The sequence below is a fragment of the Kitasatospora sp. MMS16-BH015 genome (assembly GCF_002943525.1).
In the GTDB taxonomy this organism is placed as follows: Bacteria; Actinomycetota; Actinomycetes; order Streptomycetales; family Streptomycetaceae; genus Kitasatospora.
Window position 1 is genome coordinate 5,343,756 of the sequence record NZ_CP025394.1, and the last position, 18,180, is coordinate 5,361,935.

The 18,180-nt window shown below is 73.3% G+C and carries 14 protein-coding genes; 12 read left to right on the forward strand and 2 right to left on the reverse strand.

Annotation, left to right across the window (positions count from 1 at the left end):
- Nucleotides 1-159 precede the first annotated feature (159 nt).
- The 5 genes from CFP65_RS23160 (at nt 160) to CFP65_RS23180 (ending at nt 7,883) form a co-directional block, all read left to right on the forward strand.
- On the forward strand, nt 160-1,587 hold the full coding sequence (locus CFP65_RS23160; RefSeq protein WP_254552528.1) for a DUF2079 domain-containing protein: 1,428 nt from the start codon (nt 160-162) through the stop codon (nt 1,585-1,587).
- A gap of 164 nt (nt 1,588-1,751) precedes the next feature.
- Nucleotides 1,752-3,446, forward strand: a complete 1,695-nt coding sequence (locus CFP65_RS23165; protein WP_104817995.1) for a DUF2079 domain-containing protein — start codon at nt 1,752-1,754, stop codon at nt 3,444-3,446.
- A gap of 117 nt (nt 3,447-3,563) precedes the next feature.
- Nucleotides 3,564-5,045 carry an APC family permease gene (locus CFP65_RS23170; RefSeq protein WP_104817996.1) on the forward strand — a complete coding sequence of 494 codons (1,482 nt, stop codon included), beginning with the start codon at nt 3,564-3,566 and terminating at the stop codon, nt 5,043-5,045.
- Between the two features lie 19 nt (nt 5,046-5,064).
- Complete coding sequence (locus CFP65_RS23175) at nt 5,065-6,372, forward strand: glycosyltransferase 87 family protein (RefSeq protein WP_104817997.1); 1,308 nt, start codon at nt 5,065-5,067, stop codon at nt 6,370-6,372.
- Nucleotides 6,303-7,883: a N,N-dimethylformamidase beta subunit family domain-containing protein gene (locus tag CFP65_RS23180; RefSeq protein ID WP_104817998.1), complete on the forward strand. Its 1,581-nt coding sequence runs from the start codon at nt 6,303-6,305 to the stop codon at nt 7,881-7,883. Before CFP65_RS23175 ends, CFP65_RS23180 begins: the two co-directional genes overlap by 70 nt.
- 5 nt (nt 7,884-7,888) lie before the next feature.
- Here CFP65_RS23180 and CFP65_RS23185 read toward each other — a convergent pair whose 3' ends face one another.
- Together CFP65_RS23185 and CFP65_RS23190 are read right to left on the reverse strand one after the other, a co-directional pair.
- A complete protein-coding gene (locus CFP65_RS23185) occupies nt 7,889-9,586 on the reverse strand; it encodes a penicillin-binding transpeptidase domain-containing protein (RefSeq protein ID WP_104817999.1) in 1,698 nt (565 codons plus the stop codon).
- A gap of 26 nt (nt 9,587-9,612) precedes the next feature.
- Nucleotides 9,613-11,370 carry a dolichyl-phosphate-mannose--protein mannosyltransferase gene (locus CFP65_RS23190; protein WP_104818000.1) on the reverse strand — a complete coding sequence of 586 codons (1,758 nt, stop codon included), beginning with the start codon at nt 11,368-11,370 and terminating at the stop codon, nt 9,613-9,615.
- 88 nt (nt 11,371-11,458) lie between these two features.
- Here CFP65_RS23190 and rsmI point away from each other — a divergent pair, with 88 nt between their 5' ends.
- The 7 genes from rsmI to CFP65_RS23225 all read left to right on the forward strand — a co-directional run bounded on the left by rsmI (nt 11,459) and on the right by CFP65_RS23225 (nt 17,984).
- A complete protein-coding gene (gene rsmI / locus CFP65_RS23195) occupies nt 11,459-12,301 on the forward strand; it encodes a 16S rRNA (cytidine(1402)-2'-O)-methyltransferase (protein ID WP_104818001.1) in 843 nt (280 codons plus the stop codon).
- A gap of 238 nt (nt 12,302-12,539) precedes the next feature.
- Nucleotides 12,540-12,965 carry a hypothetical protein gene (locus CFP65_RS23200; protein ID WP_104818002.1) on the forward strand — a complete coding sequence of 142 codons (426 nt, stop codon included), beginning with the start codon at nt 12,540-12,542 and terminating at the stop codon, nt 12,963-12,965.
- 89 nt (nt 12,966-13,054) lie between these two features.
- Nucleotides 13,055-14,656, forward strand: a complete 1,602-nt coding sequence (metG, locus tag CFP65_RS23205; RefSeq protein ID WP_104818003.1) for a methionine--tRNA ligase — start codon at nt 13,055-13,057, stop codon at nt 14,654-14,656.
- A complete protein-coding gene (locus CFP65_RS23210; RefSeq protein ID WP_104818004.1) occupies nt 14,656-15,534 on the forward strand; it encodes a TatD family hydrolase in 879 nt (292 codons plus the stop codon). Before metG ends, CFP65_RS23210 begins: the two co-directional genes overlap by 1 nt.
- A 56-nt stretch (nt 15,535-15,590) precedes the next feature.
- A complete protein-coding gene (locus CFP65_RS23215) occupies nt 15,591-16,166 on the forward strand; it encodes a Uma2 family endonuclease (protein WP_104818005.1) in 576 nt (191 codons plus the stop codon).
- Between the two features lie 16 nt (nt 16,167-16,182).
- On the forward strand, nt 16,183-17,067 hold the full coding sequence (gene rsmA / locus CFP65_RS23220; protein WP_104818006.1) for a 16S rRNA (adenine(1518)-N(6)/adenine(1519)-N(6))-dimethyltransferase RsmA: 885 nt from the start codon (nt 16,183-16,185) through the stop codon (nt 17,065-17,067).
- Entirely contained in the window at nt 17,064-17,984 is a 921-nt protein-coding gene (locus CFP65_RS23225) for a 4-(cytidine 5'-diphospho)-2-C-methyl-D-erythritol kinase (protein ID WP_104818007.1), read from the forward strand. Before rsmA ends, CFP65_RS23225 begins: the two co-directional genes overlap by 4 nt.
- The last annotated feature ends 196 nt before the right edge of the window (nt 17,985-18,180 follow it).

Below are 18,180 nucleotides of genomic sequence, written 5' to 3' on the forward strand. Positions count from 1 at the left end.
CATCGAGAGCTTCCACAGGGCTCGCACGCCAGTACGTCGGCACCTCAGCAGTACGCAGGCAGTACCGCAGCAGCACTCCGGTAGTGCTCAGGTAGTGCTCCGGCGGTTCGCCGGTGACGGCGGGCGGCCCGGCGAGACCGCATTCCGGGGGGAATACGCGTGACCACGTTGACCACGGCCGCATCCGTACGGGTCGAGCCGGAGATACCCGAGCGCCCGGCCGTGGGCGCCCCGGGCCGGTACCTGCCCTGGGCGCTCACGCTGCTCTTCTTCGCCGTCTACACCACGCTCGCCTTCCGGCGGCAGGACCAGGCGCTGACCACCGGGTACGACCTGGGGATCTTCGAGCAGGCCGTCCGGGGCTACGCCGAGGGCCACGCCCCGATCGTGGCGCTCAAGGCGGACGGCTTCAACCAGCTCGGCGACCACTTCTCGCCGGTGCTGGCGCTGATCGCCCCGCTCTACTGGCTCTGGCCCGGGGCGAAGGCGCTGCTGCTCGCCCAGGCCGCGCTCTTCGCGCTGGCCGTGCACCCGCTGACCTCCTGGGCGCAGCGCCGGCTCGGCACCGGCACCGCGCTGGTGGTCGGCCTCGGCTACGGCGCCTCCTGGGGCATCGCCTCGGCGGCCGGCTTCGACTTCCACGAGATCTGCTTCGCGGTGCCGCTGGTGGCGTACGCGACGGTGGCGCTGGGGGAGGGGCGGCTCGGCCACGCGGTGGCCTGGGCCGCGCCGCTGGTGCTGGTCAAGGAGGACCTGGGGCTGACCGTGGCGGCCTTCGGCGCCCTGGTCGCCTGGCAGGGGGCGCGCCGGCTGGGTCTGGCCACGGTGGTCTTCGGGCTGGCCGCCACGGCGCTGGAGATGCTGGTGCTGCTGCCCGCGATGAACCCGGGCGGCGAGTTCGCCTACTGGGGCCAGATGGACGGCAGCGCGGCCGCCGGCGGCGGCCACAGCCTGCTCAGCCTCCCGCTGGACCTGATCACCCCGGCCGACAAGGCCCGCACCCTGATCCTGCTGCTCGCCCCGACGGCGGCGCTGGCGCTGCGCTCCCCGCTGCTGGCGCTCGCCCTGCCGACGCTCGGCTGGCGGCTGCTCTCGGCCAACCCGAACTACTGGACCACCTACTACCACTACAGCGCCGTGCTGATGCCGATCCTGTTCGCCGCCTTCGTGGACGCGCTGCACCGGCGCGGCCTGACCACCCGGGCCAGGCGCGGGGTGCTCGCGGTGAGCCTGGCCGTGACGGCCCTCCTGGTCCCCACCTACCCGCTCGGCCAGCTCGCCACCGGCGCGCTCTGGGCGCACTCGGACCGGGCGGCGACGGTGCACCGGCTGCTGGACCGGATCCCGGACGGGGCCAGGGTGGCCGCCTCCAACCGGCTGGTGCCGCAGCTCACCGACCGCTGCACGGTGATCCTCTTCGACCGCCCCGAGCGGTGGAACACGGCCGAGTGGCTCGCCGTGGACGAGGGCAAGCCGATGGGCTGGCCGCTCACCCCGGCCCAGGAGCTGGACGAGCTGGCGCTGGCCAAGTCGGACGGCTACCGGGTGGTGGTCTCCGAGGACGGCGTGACCCTGCTGCACCGGTGATTCCGAGGAGACTGCCGACGGGTCGAACCCGCTGTTCCGTTTCCTGTGACCGCACTGTGACGGCCAGGGTGACGGACGTCACGGAGCGCCCGGGGGCCTGCGGCTAGCGTGGGTGGCTTGGCCCGTGCCGTCCGGCCGGGCCGTCGACCGGGGGGACCAGCGCCATGCCCACGTCCAGCGGAGCGGCCACCGAGCAGGCGGACGCCCCCGCCGCCCTGGGCATCCCCCGACAGGCCGGCTCCCAGCAGGCCGGAGCCTCGTGGGCGGGCCCCCGGGAGCCGCAGCGGACGACCTCCCGCCGCCGGGCCCGGCGGCGGACCCTGCTGCTGATGCTGCTCTGCGCCGGCGTCAGCTTCGCGCTCGGCCTCCAGCAGTGGACGGCCGTCCAGATCGGCGGCTTCGACCTCTCGATATTCGACCAGGGCATCCGCGGCTACGCACACTTCGGCCTGCCGATCTCCGAGGTCAAGAGCTACCACCACGAGTTCCCGCCCGGCTTCTCGCTGCTCGGCGACCACTTCTCCCCGGTACTGGCCCTGCTCGCCCCGCTCTACTGGGTCTGGAACGACCCCCGCACCCTGATGCTCGGCCAGGCCCTGCTCTTCGCGGCGGGCGTGCCGCTGGTCCGCCGGATCGCGCTGCGCTGCTTCGCCCCGGTCGGCGGGTACGAGACCACCGGCACCGGCCGGGAGGCCGCCCGCCGGGCCGCCGACCTGGCCGGGCTGGTCTACGCGCTGGGCTGGCCGCTGCTGACCGCCGCCAAGAGCGGCTTCCACGAGGTGGCCTTCGCCGTCCCGCTCACCCTGCTGATGTTCGAGCGGGGGATGGCCCGCCGCTACGGCACCATGGCGCTGGCCGCCCTGCTGCTCTGCGGCACCAAGGAGGACATGGGGCTGCTGGTCGGCGCGTACGGCCTGGTCCTGCTGCTGCGCAGCCGCCGGGCCCGCGACCCGCGCGGCCTCGGGTACGGGATCGGCCTGCTGGTCGGCGGCCCGGTGGCGGCGGCCCTCGCGATCGGCTGGCTGGTCCCGGCGATGGGCGGCCAGCCCGGCTACTACTGGAACTACGGCTCGCTCGGCCCCGACGCGGGCTCCGCCCTGCGCAACGTGCTGGCCGACCCCTCGCTGCTGCTGCAGGACCTGTTCTCCACCCCGGTCAAGTCGCTGCTGGTGCTCTGGCTGTTCGGCACCCTGCTCCTGCTGCCGCTGCGCTCGGCCACCACGCTCTGCGCGCTGCCGCTGCTGACCGAGCGGGTGCTCTCCGACAACCCCAACCACTGGCCGATCACCCACCACTACGACGCCTTCCTCTGGCCGGTGCTGCTCACCGCGGCCCTGGAGGCACTCGGCCGGCTGCACGCCCGCGAGCCGCAGCGCCGCACGGCCCGCCGGCTCGGGCTCACGGTGGCCGCGTGCTCGCTGGTGGCGGCGGTGCCGCTGGGCATCGGCGGCCTGCTGCTGCCGACCAGCTGGACGCCCAAGCCCAGCGCCGCCGCGATGGTCCGGGCCGCCGAGCTGATCCCGGACGGCGCCACCGTGGAGGCCGACAACCAGGTGGTGCCCCGGCTGGCCGCCCGGACCGACGCCGTGCTGGTGGACGGCACCCCGCGCGGGCGCGCGTACGTGCTGATCCGGCCGCAGGTGCGGACCTTCCCCTTCCAGTCGGCCCAGCAGCAGGCGGACCGGGTGGCCCTGCTGCTGGCCCACGGCTACCGCCAGATCTGGGCGGAGGACGGCGTGGTGCTGCTGCACCGGGAGTCCACCGAGCCGGTCCCCGGCGAGCACGTGCCCGGCCCGGGCAGCAAGCCGGTGCAGGACGTCGTCCCGAAGGACGTCGGCCGCAACCTCTTCCGGGGGTAAGGCCGGCCCGTTTTGCGTGGCACGCGGAGTGACGGGGTACTGTCCCATGTTCGTTCGTGCCCCCTCCAGGGGTGCTGACCGGCCAGGACACCGTCCCCAGCCCGAAGGACCCCCGCGTTGACCACCCCCACGCCCCTGGCGCAGCGCCTGCTCCGCCGCAAGCCGATCGCGACCCTGGTCGCCGAGAGCGGGGCCGCCGAGGCCCTGCCCGCCGGTGCGCCCGAGGAGGGCGGCCGGTCCGGCATCCACCTGCGGCGTTCGATCGGGCTCTGGCAGCTCTCCTCGATCGGCATCGGCGCCACGGTCGGCACCGGCATCTTCTTCGTGCTGAGCAGCGCCGTGCCGGAGGCCGGCCCGGCGGTGATCCTCTCCTTCGTGATCGCGGCGGTCACGGCGGGCCTGACGGCGCTCTGCTACGCCGAGATGGCCTCGGCCATCCCGGTCTCCGGCTCCTCCTACTCCTACGCGTACGCGACCCTCGGCGAGGGCGTGGCCTTCGTGGTCGGGGTCTGCCTGCTGCTGGAGTACGGGGTCTCGGCCTCCGCGATCGCGGTCAGCTGGGGCCAGTACCTGAACAAGTTCTTCGACCTGGCCTTCGGCTTCACCATCCCGGACTGGCTGGCCGCCCCGCCCGGGGACGGCGGGTACTTCAACCTGCCCGCGGTGGTGCTGGTCGCGATGGTGGTCCTGCTGCTGGTCCGCGGGGTCAGCGAGTCGGCCAAGGTCAACGCGACCATGGTCGGCATCAAGATCGTCATCCTGCTGCTCTTCGTGGCGATCGGCCTGACCGGCTTCCACTCCGGCAACCTCAGCCCGTTCATGCCGCTGGGCATGAACGGCGTCCAGGTGGCCGCGTCCAGCATCTTCTTCTCCTTCATCGGCCTGGACGCCGTCTCCACCGCCGGCGAGGAGGTCAAGGACCCGCGCCGCACCCTACCGCTGGCGATCATCATCTCGCTGGTGGTGGTCACCCTGCTGTACGTGGCGGTGGCCCTCACCGCGATCGGCGCCCAGCCCTGGAAACAGTTCGACGGCCAGGAGGCCGGGCTGGCCCAGATCCTGCAGGACATCACCGGGCAGAGCTGGCCCGCGATGATGTTCGCGCTCGGGGCGATCATCTCGATCTTCAGCGTCACCCTGGTGGTGATCTACGGCCAGACCCGCATCCTCTACTCGATGGGCCGGGACGGCATGCTGCCGGCCAAGTTCGCCGAGCTCTCGCCGCGCACCGGCACCCCGATCTGGAACACCGTGGTGGTCGGCGTCGCCGTCGCCGCGCTGGCCGCCTTCGTGCCCCTGGACGTGCTGACCGACCTGACCTCGATGGGCACCCTGGTGGCGTTCTCGGTGGTGGCGATCGGCGTGCTGGTGCTGCGCCGCACCCAGCCGGACCTGCCGCGCGGCTTCAAGGTGCCGGGCTACCCGGTGACCCCGGTGATCAGCGTGGGCTTCTGCGCCTACCTGATCTATGGCCTGCACCCGCTGACCTTCCTCTTCTTCGGGATCGCGCTGGCCCTGGCCGCAGCCGTCTACTTCGGCTACAGCGTCCACCACTCCAAGCTGAACCGCGCCGTCGAGGAGTCGGTCAACCAGCCCTGACGACGGCTACCATTCACTCATGGTGAGCGGTCTGTGGCCCGACGTGACCAGCCCCAGAGTGCAGGCCCTCGGCTGCGCCCTGGCGGCCGGCTGGGCGGCCGTCTTCCCGCTCGCCGGGGCCGGGTCGAACCAGTCGGTCTGGGGCGCGCTGGCCGCCCCCGGCTACGCGCTGGCCGGGCTGCTCCGGCTGGTGCTGCCCCGGCGGGCGGTGGCGCCGCTGGCCGTGGCGCTGGGCGGCGCGGTGCTCGCGCCGCTGGTGCTGCTCTCGGTGCACGAGCGGCGGCAGTCCGAGGTGATGGTGGTCGAGCGCTCGGCCGACCTGCTGGTGCACACCGGCCTGCCGTACCTGACCCACCCGGGGCCGGTCAGCGACTTCAACCCGTACCTGCCGCTGATGACGGCCTTCGGCCTGCCCCGCGCCTGGCTCGGCAACGTGGGCCCGGTGCACCTGCTGGCCGGGGACGCCCGGGTCTGGTTCGCCGCCGTCTTCCTGCTCTGCCTGGCGGCGAGCGGCCGACTGCTCGCCCCGCCGGGCGGTACCCCGCAGCGCGGCACCAGACCGCGCGGCCCCCGGTGGGGTGCGCTCGCGGTGCTCACGGCCTCGCCGCCGATCGCGCTGGCGCTGGCCGTTGGCGGGGTCGACCTGCCGCTCACCGGGCTCTGCTGCCTGGCCCCCGCGCTGGCCGTCCGGGGGCGGGCGGGGGCGGCCGGGGTGGTGCTGGCGCTGGCCTGCAGCCTCAAGTGGACGGCCTGGCCCGCGCTGCCCGTGGTGGTGGTGCTGCTGCACCGGCGGCACGGGCCCCGGGCCGCCGCCCGCGGGGCGGCCACCGCGCTGCTCGGCACGGCCCTCACCGTGCTGCCGCTCGTGCTGCTCAGGCCGGCGGTGCTGGCCGAGCAGGTGTTCCGCTTCCCGCTCGGCCTGAGCGCGGTGCCCACCCCGGCCGGCAGCCCGCTGCCGGGCAAGCTGCTGGCCGGTCTCGGCCCGGCCGGCCACACCCTCTCGCTGGCCCTGCTCGCGCTGGCCGCGCTCGCCGTGGCGCACCGCGCGCTGACCCGGCCGCCCGCCACCGCCACGGCCGCCGCCGACCTGCTGGCGGCCGGCCTGACGGCGGCCTTCCTGCTCGCCCCGGCCGCCCGCTTCGGCTACCTGGCGCTGCCCGCGGTGCTCTGGCTCTGGCCCCGGCTCTCGGGCGAGCGCATCGCACTCAGCCCGGTGCGGCACGATGGAGCCGACACAGCCTCAGGAAAGGGCGCGGCATGGGCGAGCAGCGGGGCACGAACCGACGGCGATTCCTCGGGCTGGCGGTCGGCGCGGCCGCCGGGCTGACGGCCTGCGGTTCGGGGGAGGGCCCGGCGGCGAGCCTGAGTGCCAAGGCCCCCGGCGCCTCCGCCGCTCCGGGCGGTGGCACCGCCGCCGCACCCGGCGGCACCCCCTCGGCGGAGTCCGAGAACGCCCGCCCCGGCAACGCCGACTGGCGGATCGGCAAGGCCGGCCCGGACCAGGCGATCGAGGGCTACGCCGATCGGGTGAGCGTGCTGCCCGGTGAATCGTTCGGCCTGCACGTCTCCACCACCGCCCCCGGCTTCACCGTCTCGGCCTACCGGATGGGCTGGTACGGCGGCGCCCGGGCCCGCCTGGTCTGGAAGTCCGACCGGCTGCCGGGCGGCAAGCAGCCCGCCGCCACGGTGGACCAGAAGACCCGGATGGTGCGCACCACCTGGGCGAAGTCCACCACCGTGGCCACCACCGACTGGCCCGAGGGCTGCTACCTGCTCCGCCTGGACGCCGAGGGCGGGGCCGGCCAGCGGTACGTGCCGGTCACCGTCCGCTCGGCCTCGGCCGAGGGCCGCACCGTGGTGGTCAACTCGGTGGCCACCTGGCAGGCCTACAACGAGTGGGGCGGCTACAACCTCTACAACGGCCCCACCGGCGGCCTGCCGACCCGCTCGCTGCAGGTCACCTTCGACCGCCCGTACAAGTACGACGACGGCGCCGGCCTCTTCCTGGTCTACGAGGCCCCGCTGATCGCGCTGGCCGAGAAGCTGGGCATCCCGCTCGCGTACACCACCAACGTGGATGTGGCGGCGGACGCGAACGCCCTGCGGGGGGCCACGGCGGTGCTCTCGCTCGGGCACGACGAGTACTGGTCGAACGAGCAGCGGCAGCACTTCACGGCGGCCCGGGACGCGGGGGCCAACCTGGCGATCCTGGGGGCGAACTGCTGCTTCCGCCGGGTCCGGTTCGAGCCCTCGCCGCTCGGCCCGGACCGGGTGGTGGTCTGCTACAAGGGCGCGTACAAGGACGATCCGGGCTTCAAGGCGGGCAAGCCCGCGACCACCGACTTCCGGGCCGCGCCAGGGGCCGACCCGGAGAGCTCGCTGCTCGGTGTGATCTACGACGGGTACCCGGTGGACGCGCCGTACGTGGTGACCAACCCGGACCACTGGCTGTACGCGGGCACCGGCGCCAAGCAGGGCGACAGCTTCCCGCACCTGGTCGGGGTCGAGTACGACCGGGTGAACACGGCCTTCCCGACCCCGCGCCCGATCGAGGTGCTCTCGCACTCGCCGGTGGTCTGCGAGGGCCGCAAGAGCTTCGCCGACACCGCCTACTACTCGGCGCCGAGCGGGGCCGGGGTCTTCGCCAGCGGCACCATGCGCTGGGTGGAGTCGCTGGACGCCGGCACCCCGGAGGGCGGCGGCGACCACGGCATGGACGCCAGGGCCGGCGCCTTCACCCGGCAGGTCACCGAGAACCTGCTCCGGGCCTTCGCGGCCGGCCCGGCGGGCAAGGCCCACCCGGCCGTCGACAACCTGGCGGCCGTCTACCGCAAGTAGCCCTGCTACTTGTGGTTGCCCGTCGCCAGCACCTCGGCCACCGCCGGGCCGGCGAAGTCCGCGCCGTGGCCCGCGTTCTCGAAGTCGGCGGCCACCGCGAGGTCGCCGGAGAAGGCGGTGAACCAGCTGTTGGACTTGGCCTGGTTGCCGACCTGGGCGGTGCCGGTCTTGGCCCCGGCGCCGCCGGGCAGGTGCAGACCGGCGGCGGTGCCGTTGCTGACCACGGCCTGCATCATCTGCTGGAGGGCGGCGGCGGTGGCCGGGGACATCTTGCGGTCGGCGGGCAGCTGGGTCATGCCGGGCACCAGGATCGGCTGGCGGAAGGTGCCGTCCTTGACGGTGGCGGCCACCGAGGCCATCGCCAGCGGGCTGAGCTGGAGCTGGCCCTGGCCCATCAGCTGGGCGGCCCGCTGGTTGAGGCCGCTGGGCGTGGGCACCTTGGGCTGGGCGATCTGCAGGCCGGTCTTCCAGAGCGGCCCGAGGCCGAAGACCTCCTTGGCGGTGGCCTCCATCTGACCGGGCTGGAGCTTGTTCATCCCGGCCTCGATGAAGGCCGTGTTGCAGGAGATCGCGAAGTCCTTGAGGAAGCTCGCGGCGGGGTCGGTGTCGCTGGGCGAGTCGTTCTGGAAGGTCTGCCCGGAGACGGTCACCGAGGGCTTGCAGGGCACGTTGTCGTTCAGGCCGACCCCGGCCTCCAGCAGCGCGGCGGCGGTGATCACCTTCATGGTGGAGCCCGGGGCGACGGCGGTCTGCAGCGCCCGGTTGAAGCCGGTGGCCGGGTTGTTGGCGATGGCCAGGATGTTGCCGGTGGAGGGCTCGATCGCGACCAGGCCGCCCATCAGGCCGCTCTGCTTCTTCATCGCGTCCTCGGCGGCCTTCTGCAGGGTGCCGTCGATGGTCAGCTTGAGCGCGGGGGCGGGCTTGGGCTCGGTGACCACGAAGAGCTGCTCGGACTTGCCGCCGGAGGCGTCGGAGATCACCACGCCGGAGCCGGCGTCGGCCGGGTTGGCCTCGGCCTGGGCCTTGAAGTTGGTCAGCAGCGGGCGCAGCGAGTCGAAGCCCGCCAGCGACTTGCCGTGCCGGTCCTGCAGGGTGCCCGGCTGGGCCGCGATCGGCTGCACGGCGATGGTCTCGCCGGCGTCCAGGTGCGGGTGGATCACGTGCGGGGTCCAGTGCACGGCGGCGGTGCCGTCGCTCATCCTGACCAGCCCGAGCGCGCCCTCGTAGCTCCAGACGGCGGCCGTCCCGGCGAACTCGGCCTTGGCCTGGTACCCGAGCAGCATCTGCCCGGCCGGGGTGCTCTCGGCCGGCTTGGGGCTGGCCGAGGGCGAGGACGAGGAGGCGGTGGTCGGCGCCGAGGTCGAGGTGGGCTTGGCGCTCGGCGGGCCGGATTCCGCCGTCAGGGTCAGCGCGCTCGGGTTGACCTTGCTCTTGAAGGCGGTCAGCACGGTGAGCGCGGCGTCCGGCTGGTCGGTGAGCGCCGAGGCGGCCGCGAGGTCGCCCTTGGACCAGGCGTCCAGGAAGGACTTGGCGGTGGCCGCAGCCTTGTCGGCGGCCGGCGGCCCGTCGACCACCACGCGGGGCTTGGGTGCGCTCGACGTGGAGCTCCCGTCCGCACCGAACACGGTGTACGCGCCGTACCCGCCGACGGCGAGCATCGCGGTGCAGACCGCGGCCAGCCCTATCTTCGCGCCCTTGTGCACGGTACATCCCTTGCGTAGTGGTCGGGTCAGATCCAGCTGGTGAACCACATCCGGGCTCGCCAGGCGTCCATCGGGATCGTCTGCCCTGTATAGAGGGGGTAGAAGTACAGAAAGTTCCACATGACCGCCAGGACGATCAGTCCGGCCCCGGCCGTGCCGACCAGCCTACGGTCCCGCGAGGCGGTGGCCGGGCCGACCAGTGCGCCGAGCAGCATGGTCACGGCGAGCACCAGGAACGGCACGAAGGCCACCGCGTAGAACAGGAAGATCGTCCGCTGCTGGTACTCGAACCAGGGCAGGTACCCCGCGGCCAGGCCGCACAGGATCGCCCCGGCCCGCCAGTCCCGGCGCAGCACCCAGCGGTACAGGCAGTAGAGCAGCGCGAGGATCCCGGTCCACCAGAGCACCGGGGTGCCGATCGCCAGCACCTCGCGGGCGCACTCCGCGACCTGGCAGCCGCTCTGGCCGATCTTGGGCGACTCGTAGAAGTAGGAGACCGGGCGGCCCAGCACCAGCCAGCTCCACGGGTTGGACTGGTAGGTGTGCGGGCTGGTCAGGTGGACGTGGAACTCGTAGACCTGCGCGTGGTAGTGCCAGAGGCTGCGCAGCGCGTCCGGCACCCAGGTCATGTCCACCTGCGGCAGCGGGAGGCCCAGCACGTGGTCGGGGGAGAGCCCGGCCCGGTGCAGCGCCCAGTCGCGGCCGTAGCCGCCCTGGTTCGGGGCGGTGCTGCTCAGGAACCAGCCGGTCCAGCTGGCGAGGTAGACGGAGGCGGCCACCACCAGCATCACCGGCCCGACGAAGAGGGCGTCGAAGACGCCGTACGCCCACCAGCGGCGGGCCCCGGCGAGCTTGCGCGAGCCGGCGTCCCAGCACACCGTCAGCAGCCAGAAGGCGACCAGGGCGTACATGCCGCTCCACTTGGTGGCGCCCATCAGGCCGATCGCCACGGCGGCGGCCAGCCGGTAGGGGCGCCAGCCGAGGAAGAGCCACCAGCGGGATTCGCGCCAGTCGACCGAGGAGCCGGCCTCCAGCCGCTGCGCGATCAGCCCCCTGGTCCGGTCCCGGTCAAGCAGCAGCAGCCCGAAGGCGGCCAGGAACCAGAACATCACCACCAGGTCGAGCAGGGCGACCCGGCTCATCACGAAGTGCAGGCCGTCCACCGAGAGCAGCAGCCCGGCCACGCAGCCGAGCAGAGTGGAACGGAACAGCCGGCGCCCGATCCGGGCGAGCATCAGGATCGACAGGGTGCCGAGCACCGCCATGGCGAACCGCCAGCCGAACGGGTGCATCCCGAAGAGCTGCTCGCCGGCGCCGATCAGCCACTTGCCGACCGGTGGGTGGACGATGAAGGACGGGTCGGTCTTCAGCGGCACCGGGCCGCCGGCCATGATCTTGGCGTTGGCGTCGTCGGCCCAGTTCGACTCGTAGCCGTTCTGCCAGAGCGCGTAGGAGTCCTTGGCGTAGTAGGTCTCGTCGAAGATGATCGCGTTCGGCTGCCCGAGGCCGACGAACCGCAGCACCCCGCCGAAGAGCGCCACCGCGATCGGCCCGGCCCAGCCGGACCAGCGGGTGGCCCAGCGCCAGAGCACGGGCAGCACCAGGCCGGACATCCGCACCGCGAGCGGCGGGGCGATCTCCCGTCCGGTGGGCATCGGCGGCACCAGCCGCTCGGCGACCGGGCGCGGCGCGCGCGGCCCGGGCACGGTGGCGGGCCCCTCCTGCTCGGAGAGGTCTACGCCAATGGGCGGGTCGGATAGCAGATCGCCGGTCACCCGCCACATGGTAGGGGCGCTCCCCGAGCGGGCAACAGGGGTGTCCGTACCGGTACGGTTGCGGGCCCCGGCGGCTCGGGCTGCGAGGATAGGGCCCGTGACAGGTGTACTCGTACTCGCAGGGACCCCCATCGGCGACGTCTCCGACGCCCCGCCCCGGCTGCTCACCGAGCTGGCCTCGGCGGACGTGATCGCGGCGGAGGACACCCGGCGGCTGCGGCGGCTGACCCAGGCGCTGGGCGTCACCCCCGCCGGCCGGGTGGTCTCCTACTTCGAGGGCAACGAGGTGGGCCGCACCCCCGAGCTGGTCGAGGCGCTGCTCGGCGGCGCGCGGGTGCTGCTGGTCACCGACGCCGGGATGCCCTCCGTCTCCGACCCGGGCTACCGCCTGGTCGACGCGGCGGTGGCGGCCGGCATCAAGGTGACGGCGGTGCCCGGCCCCTCGGCGGTGCTCACCGCGCTGGCCCTCTCCGGCCTGCCGGTGGACCGCTTCACCTTCGAGGGCTTCCTGCCCCGCAAGAACGGCGACCGGGCCCGCCAGCTGGCCGAGATCGCCGCCGAGCCGCGCACCATGGTCTTCTTCGAGGCCCCGCACCGGATCGCCGAGGCGCTGGCCGCGATGGCGGCCGCCTTCGGCGAGGACCGCCCGGCCGCCGTCTGCCGCGAGCTGACCAAGACCTACGAGGAGGTCAAGCGCGGCCCGCTGGCCGAGCTGGCCGCCTGGGCCGCCGAGGGGGTCAAGGGCGAGATCACCGTGGTGGTGGCCGGCGCCCCGCCCGCCGCCCCGGCCGAGCTGACCCCCGCCGAGCTCGCCGAGCGGGTGGCGCTGCGCGAGGAGGCCGGCGAGCGCCGCAAGGAGGCGATCGCCGCCGTGGCGGTGGAGCTCGGGCTGCCCAAGCGCGAGGTGTTCGACGCCGTGGTGGCGGCCAAGCAGCGCTGAGAACGGGCGTTCGAGACTGGTGCTGACCTGCGGAGTGCCCGCCGAACCGGCCGGTCGTACGGTGGAGGGAGCACTCGGTAAACGCGGCGCGGGCGAAGCTTTGGCCCGGCTTTCGTACAGGCCTCTCCAATTCACCGCCAAGTCTTGGCAAGCCGGGTGGCGGAGTGCCTCACCTGGGCATTCCCTGGATGGGAAAGACCCGAGCCGGACGAACGTCCGGAGGGCGTGGGAGACGGCTATGAGCGAGACCATCGGTAGCCCCCTGACAGCGCGTGCGGCCGACGAACGCGAGCCCGGTGGCGTCGGGCTCACCACCCGGCCGGCCACCCCCGTCGAGACCGTCCGCGAGGCGTACTCCTTCGCCTGCCTCAGCTGCGGCTACGGCTGGGAGCAGGCCTACGACATCGAGCACCACCACGCCCGGGACGGGCACGTGGTCATCGAGTACCACGCGAACGGCGTGCGGGTGCCGTCCCCGCTGCTCAAGCCGACCTGCCCGGGCTGCGGTGGCCACACCGTGCGGATCATGCGGGAGGGCCGGGTGGCCACCGTGGAGCACTCCCTGCACACCGCCCCCGGCTACCCCGCGCACGCCGGCCCCGCCGACCCGGCCGCGGCCCCGCGCCCGGCGCGCCGGCACTGGTACTCCTTCTTCCGCCGCTGACGGCGGCCGGCCCACCCGCCCGCACCTCGAGGCTCCGCCACCCGGATATTCCGAATCACCCGGGTGGCGGAGCCTCTAAGCTTTCGGCCATGCCGGCCACCGAAGAGCAGCGCACGTACTACGTCACCACCCCGATCTACTACGTGAACGACCGCCCGCACCTGGGCCACGCGTACACCACGGTCGCGGGCGACGTGCTCACCCGCTGGCACCGCCAGCGCGGCGAGAAGGTGCACTACCTGACCGGCACCGACGAGCACGGCCAGAAGATCCTCCGGACGGCCGAGGCGCACGGGGTCACCCCGCAGGAGTGGTGCGACCGGCTGGTGGCCGAGGCCTGGCGCCCGCTCTGGGAGCACCTGCGGATCGCCAACGACGACTTCATCCGCACCACCGAGCCCCGGCACACCGCGCGGGCGGCCGAGTTCGTCCAGGGCCTGTACGACCGGGGCGAGATCTACCGGGGCGCGTACGAGGGCCCGTACTGCGTGGGCTGCGAGGAGTACAAGCTGCCCGCCGAGCTGCTGCCCGGCGCCACCGAGGAGGAGCGGCTCTGCCCGGTGCACAGGCGCCCGGTGGAGTGGCTGGCCGAGGAGAACTACTTCTTCCGGCTCTCCGCCTACGCCCTGCGGCTGCTGGAGCACTACGCGGCCCACCCCGAGTTCATCCAGCCCGCCTCGGCCCGCAACGAGGTGCTGCGCTTCGTCGAGCAGGGCCTGCAGGACCTCTCGATCTCCCGCTCGACCTTCGACTGGGGCGTCCCGCTGCCCTGGGACGACAAGCACGTGCTCTACGTCTGGGTCGACGCGCTGCAGAACTACCTCACCGCCGCCGGCCACGGCGCCGACCCGGAGCGGTTCGCCGAGCTCTGGCCCGCCTCGGTGCACCTGGTGGGCAAGGACATCCTGCGCTTCCACGCGGTGATCTGGCCCGCGATGCTGCTGGCCGCCGGGCTGCCGCTGCCGAAGCGGGTGGTGGCCAACGGCTGGCTGATGGTCGGCGGCGAGAAGATGTCCAAGTCGAACCTGACCGGCATCTCCCCGACCGACCTGACCGCGCACTTCGGCGTGGACGCCTACCGCTACTACTTCCTGCGGGCCATCCCGTACGGCACCGACGGCTCCTTCTCCTGGGAGGACTTCACCGCCCGGTACACCTCCGAGCTGGCCAACGACTTCGGCAACCTCGCCTCCCGGCTGGCCGCGATGGTGGGCAGGTACTTCGACGGCTCGCTGCCGGCCGCCGTCGAGCCCGGCCCGGCCGAGGCGGCGGTGGCCGCCGCGCTGACCGGGGCCGTGGCGGAGGCCGACCGGCGGATCGGCGAGGAGCTGGACTTCGCGGGCGGGCTCGGGGCGGTCTTCGACTTCGTCCGGGTGGTCAACGGCTACCTGAGCGACCAGGCGCCCTGGCAGGTGGCCAAGGACCCCTCGGACGCCGCCCGGGGCCGGCTCGCCACCATCCTGTACACCGCCGCCGAGGGCCTGCGGGCGCTCGCGGTGCTGCTCAACCCGGTGATGCCGGACACCGCCGCCAAGCTCTGGGAGTCGCTGGGCGCGGCGCCGCTGCTCGGCCCGCTGGCCGGGCAGACCATCGCCACCGCCGCCGATTGGGGCCGGCTGCCCGCCGGTGCGACCATCACCAAGGGGGAGATCCTCTTCCCCCGTCTCGAAGCCCTGGAAGAGAAGCACTGATGGCCAGCAAGGACACCGACCGCACCACCCCGCCGCCGCTGCCCGCCCCCCTGGCGGTGCCAGTCGCGGATTCGCACACCCACCTCGACATGCAGTCCGGCACGCCCGCCGAGGGCCTGGCCAAGGCCGCCTCGGTCGGCGTCACCACCGTCGTCCAGGTCGGCTGCGACGTGCCCGGCTCCCGCTGGGCGGCCGAGCTCGCCGCCGTGTACGAGTCCGTGCACGCCGCGGTGGCCCTGCACCCCAACGAGGCCCCCCGGATCTTCCTCGGCGACCCCGACGGGTGGTCCGGCCAGCAGCGTCCGGCCGGCGGCCAGGCCGCCCTCGACGCCGCGCTCGCCGAGATCGACGCGCTCGCGGCCCTCCCGCAGGTGCGGGCCGTCGGCGAGACCGGCCTGGACTACTTCCGCACCGGCCCCGAGGGCGTGGAGATCCAGAAGGAGTCCTTCCGCCGCCACATCGAGATCGCCAAGCGCCACGGCAAGGCCCTGGTCATCCACGACCGCGACGCCCACGAGGACGTGATCTCCGTCCTCCTCGCCGAGGGCGCCCCCGACCGCGTGGTCTTCCACTGCTACTCCGGCGACGCCGCCATGGCCGAGCTCTGCGCCGAGCACGGCTGGTACCTCTCCTTCGCCGGCCCGGTCACCTTCAAGGCCAACCAGCCCCTGCGCGACGCCCTCCTCGCCACCCCCCTCGACCGCATCCTGGTCGAGACCGACGCCCCCTTCCTCACCCCCCACCCCTACCGCGGCCGCCCCAACGCCCCGTACCTCATCCCGGTCACCGTCCGCTCGATGGCCGACACCCTCGGCCTCCACGAGGACGAACTCGCCAAGGCCATCGCCACCAACACGGGCCGCGCCTTCGACTACTGAGACCACACCCCGCCGAAGAGCTCGCTCGTTAGCATGAAGGCAGAGAGGAGACCGCGATGACCGCCGAACCGATCGACTTGATGCATCCGCCTTCCCAGGGCTGGACGTACGAGCAGGCCAGGGAGCTCGACCTGCCGTTCGACTGGGAACTGGTGGACGGAGCCATCGTGGTCAGGGGACAGACGAACATGTGGCACGACCTGGTGCGGTCGGGTATCGAGCGTGTGCTGTTTTCCGTACGGCAGTTGCCCTACGCCGTGTTGGCCGAACGATGCGTCATGATCGCCGAGGACAATGTCACGAAGCCGGACGTGGTGGTGTTCGACAAGACGGGTCTGGATGCCTTCGACCTGGAGTGCCTGCCGGTCGAAGCCGTGACCCTCGCCGTCGAAGTGGTCTCGTTCGGTTCGCGCTCGGCCGACCGGTTCCGCAAGCCCGGTCAGTACGCCGAGAAGGGGATCCCCTACTACTGGCGGGTCGAGCGCGGCACCGACAACCTCCCCGTCGTCCACGAGTTCCGCCGCGACACCGAGCAGGGCGTCTACCTCCCGGTCGCGCAGCACGAGGGGCTGCTCCGTACCGACCTGCCGTATCCCGTCGAGATCGATCTCAAGCAGATCGTCGAGCTCTGACCCGTATCCTTGGCGGGTGAGCAGCACCTCTGAGAACACCACCGACTCCCACCTCCTCGGCGCCTCGGACATCCGGGAGCTGGCGGCGGCGCTGGGCGTGAAGCCGACCAAGCAGCGCGGGCAGAACTTCGTCATCGACGGGAACACCGTGCGGCGGATCGTCCGGGCGGGTGGGGTGACGGCCGAGGACGCGGTGGTGGAGGTCGGGCCCGGGCTCGGGTCGCTGACGCTGGCGCTGCTGGAGGTGGCCGCGCACGTCACCGCGGTGGAGATCGACCCGCTGCTGGCGGAGCACCTGCCCGCCACGATCGCGGCCCGGATGCCGGCCAAGGCCGAGCACTTCGACCTGGTCCTCAGCGACGCGATGGAGGTCACCGAGCTGCCGGGCCCGGCGCCCACCGCGCTGGTGGCGAACCTGCCGTACAACGTGGCCGTCCCGGTGCTGCTGCACATGCTCGCGACCTTCCCGAGCATCGAGCGCACCCTGGTGATGGTGCAGAGCGAGGTGGCCGACCGCCTGGCCGCCAAGCCCGGCAACAAGGTCTACGGCGTGCCCTCGGTGAAGGCCAACTGGTACGCCGACGTGAAGCGGGCCGGGGCGATCGGCCGCAACGTGTTCTGGCCCGCGCCGAACGTGGACTCCGGCCTGGTCTCGCTGATCCGCCGCGAGCCGCCGAAGACCACCGCCACCCGCACCGAGGTCTTCGCCGTGGTGGACGCCGCCTTCGCCCAGCGCCGCAAGACGCTGCGCGCCGCACTGGCCGGCTGGGCCGGCTCCCCGGCCGGGGCCGAGGAGGCGCTGGCCGCCGCCGGGATCGACCACAAGCTGCGCGGGGAGATGCTCACCGTCGAGCAGTTCGCCGCGATCGCCGAGCACAAGCCGAAGGGCCAGGCGCTGTGAGCGTCACCGTGCGGGTGCCCGCCAAGGTCAACGTGCAGCTGGGCGTCGGCGGCCTGCGGGCCGACGGCTTCCACGACCTGACCAACGTCTTCTTCGCCGTCGCGCTCGGCGACGAGGTGACGGCGGGCCCCGGCACCGAGGGCGTCACCCTCAGCTGCGAGGGCCCCGGCGCCGACCAGGTGCCGCTGGACGGCCACAACCTGGCCGCGAAGGCGGCCCGCCTGCTGGCCGCCCACCACGGCCTGCCCGAGCCCACCGTGCACCTGCACATCGCCAAGGCCATCCCGGTGGCCGGCGGCATGGCGGGCGGCAGCGCGGACGGCGCGGCGGCCCTGCTGGCCTGCGACGCGCTCTGGGGCCTCGGCACGCCGCGTCCGGCCCTGCTCGAGCTGGCCGCCGAGCTCGGCTCCGACGTGCCGTTCGCGCTGTTCGGCGGCGTCGCGCTCGGCCGCGGCCGCGGCGAGCTGCTCGAGGCGCTGCCGGTCACCGGCACCTTCCACTGGGTCTTCGCGGTGGCCGACGGCGGCCTCTCCACCCCCGCCGTCTTCCGCGAGTGCGACCGCCTCCGCGAGGCCGCCGGCCTGGGCTCCTCGGACGTGGACTTCCCCACCCCCGAGCTCTCCGCCGCCCTGGTCGACGCCCTGGCCGTCGGCGACCCGAAGGCCCTGGCCACCGCCCTCACCAACGACCTCCAGCCGCCCGCCGTCTCCCTGCGCCCTTCCCTGCAGGCCACCCTCGACACCGGCCTGGCCGCCGGCGCCCTGGCCGCCCTGGTCTCCGGCTCCGGCCCCACCTGCGCCTTCCTCGCCCCGGACGCCGCCACGGCCGAGCGCCTGGCCGAAGCCCTCCGTACCTCCGGCACCTGCCGCGACGCCCACGCCACCTACGGCCCGGTGCCGGGAGCCACAGTGCTTTAGTTGCAGCTCCCGGGGGCGCGGGGAACGGCGCGGCCAGCCAAGCAGGCTCCGCACTCCTACGCAGTGACCCACTTGCACGGTCCGTTGACGGTGCAACTGTCTCCCGGCGTGATCTACTACTCCGCTTCTCCCGGCCTCGCGCAGTTCCCCGCGCCCCCGAAGAACTAGGCTGGGCATCCTCACCAGTCGATCCCAG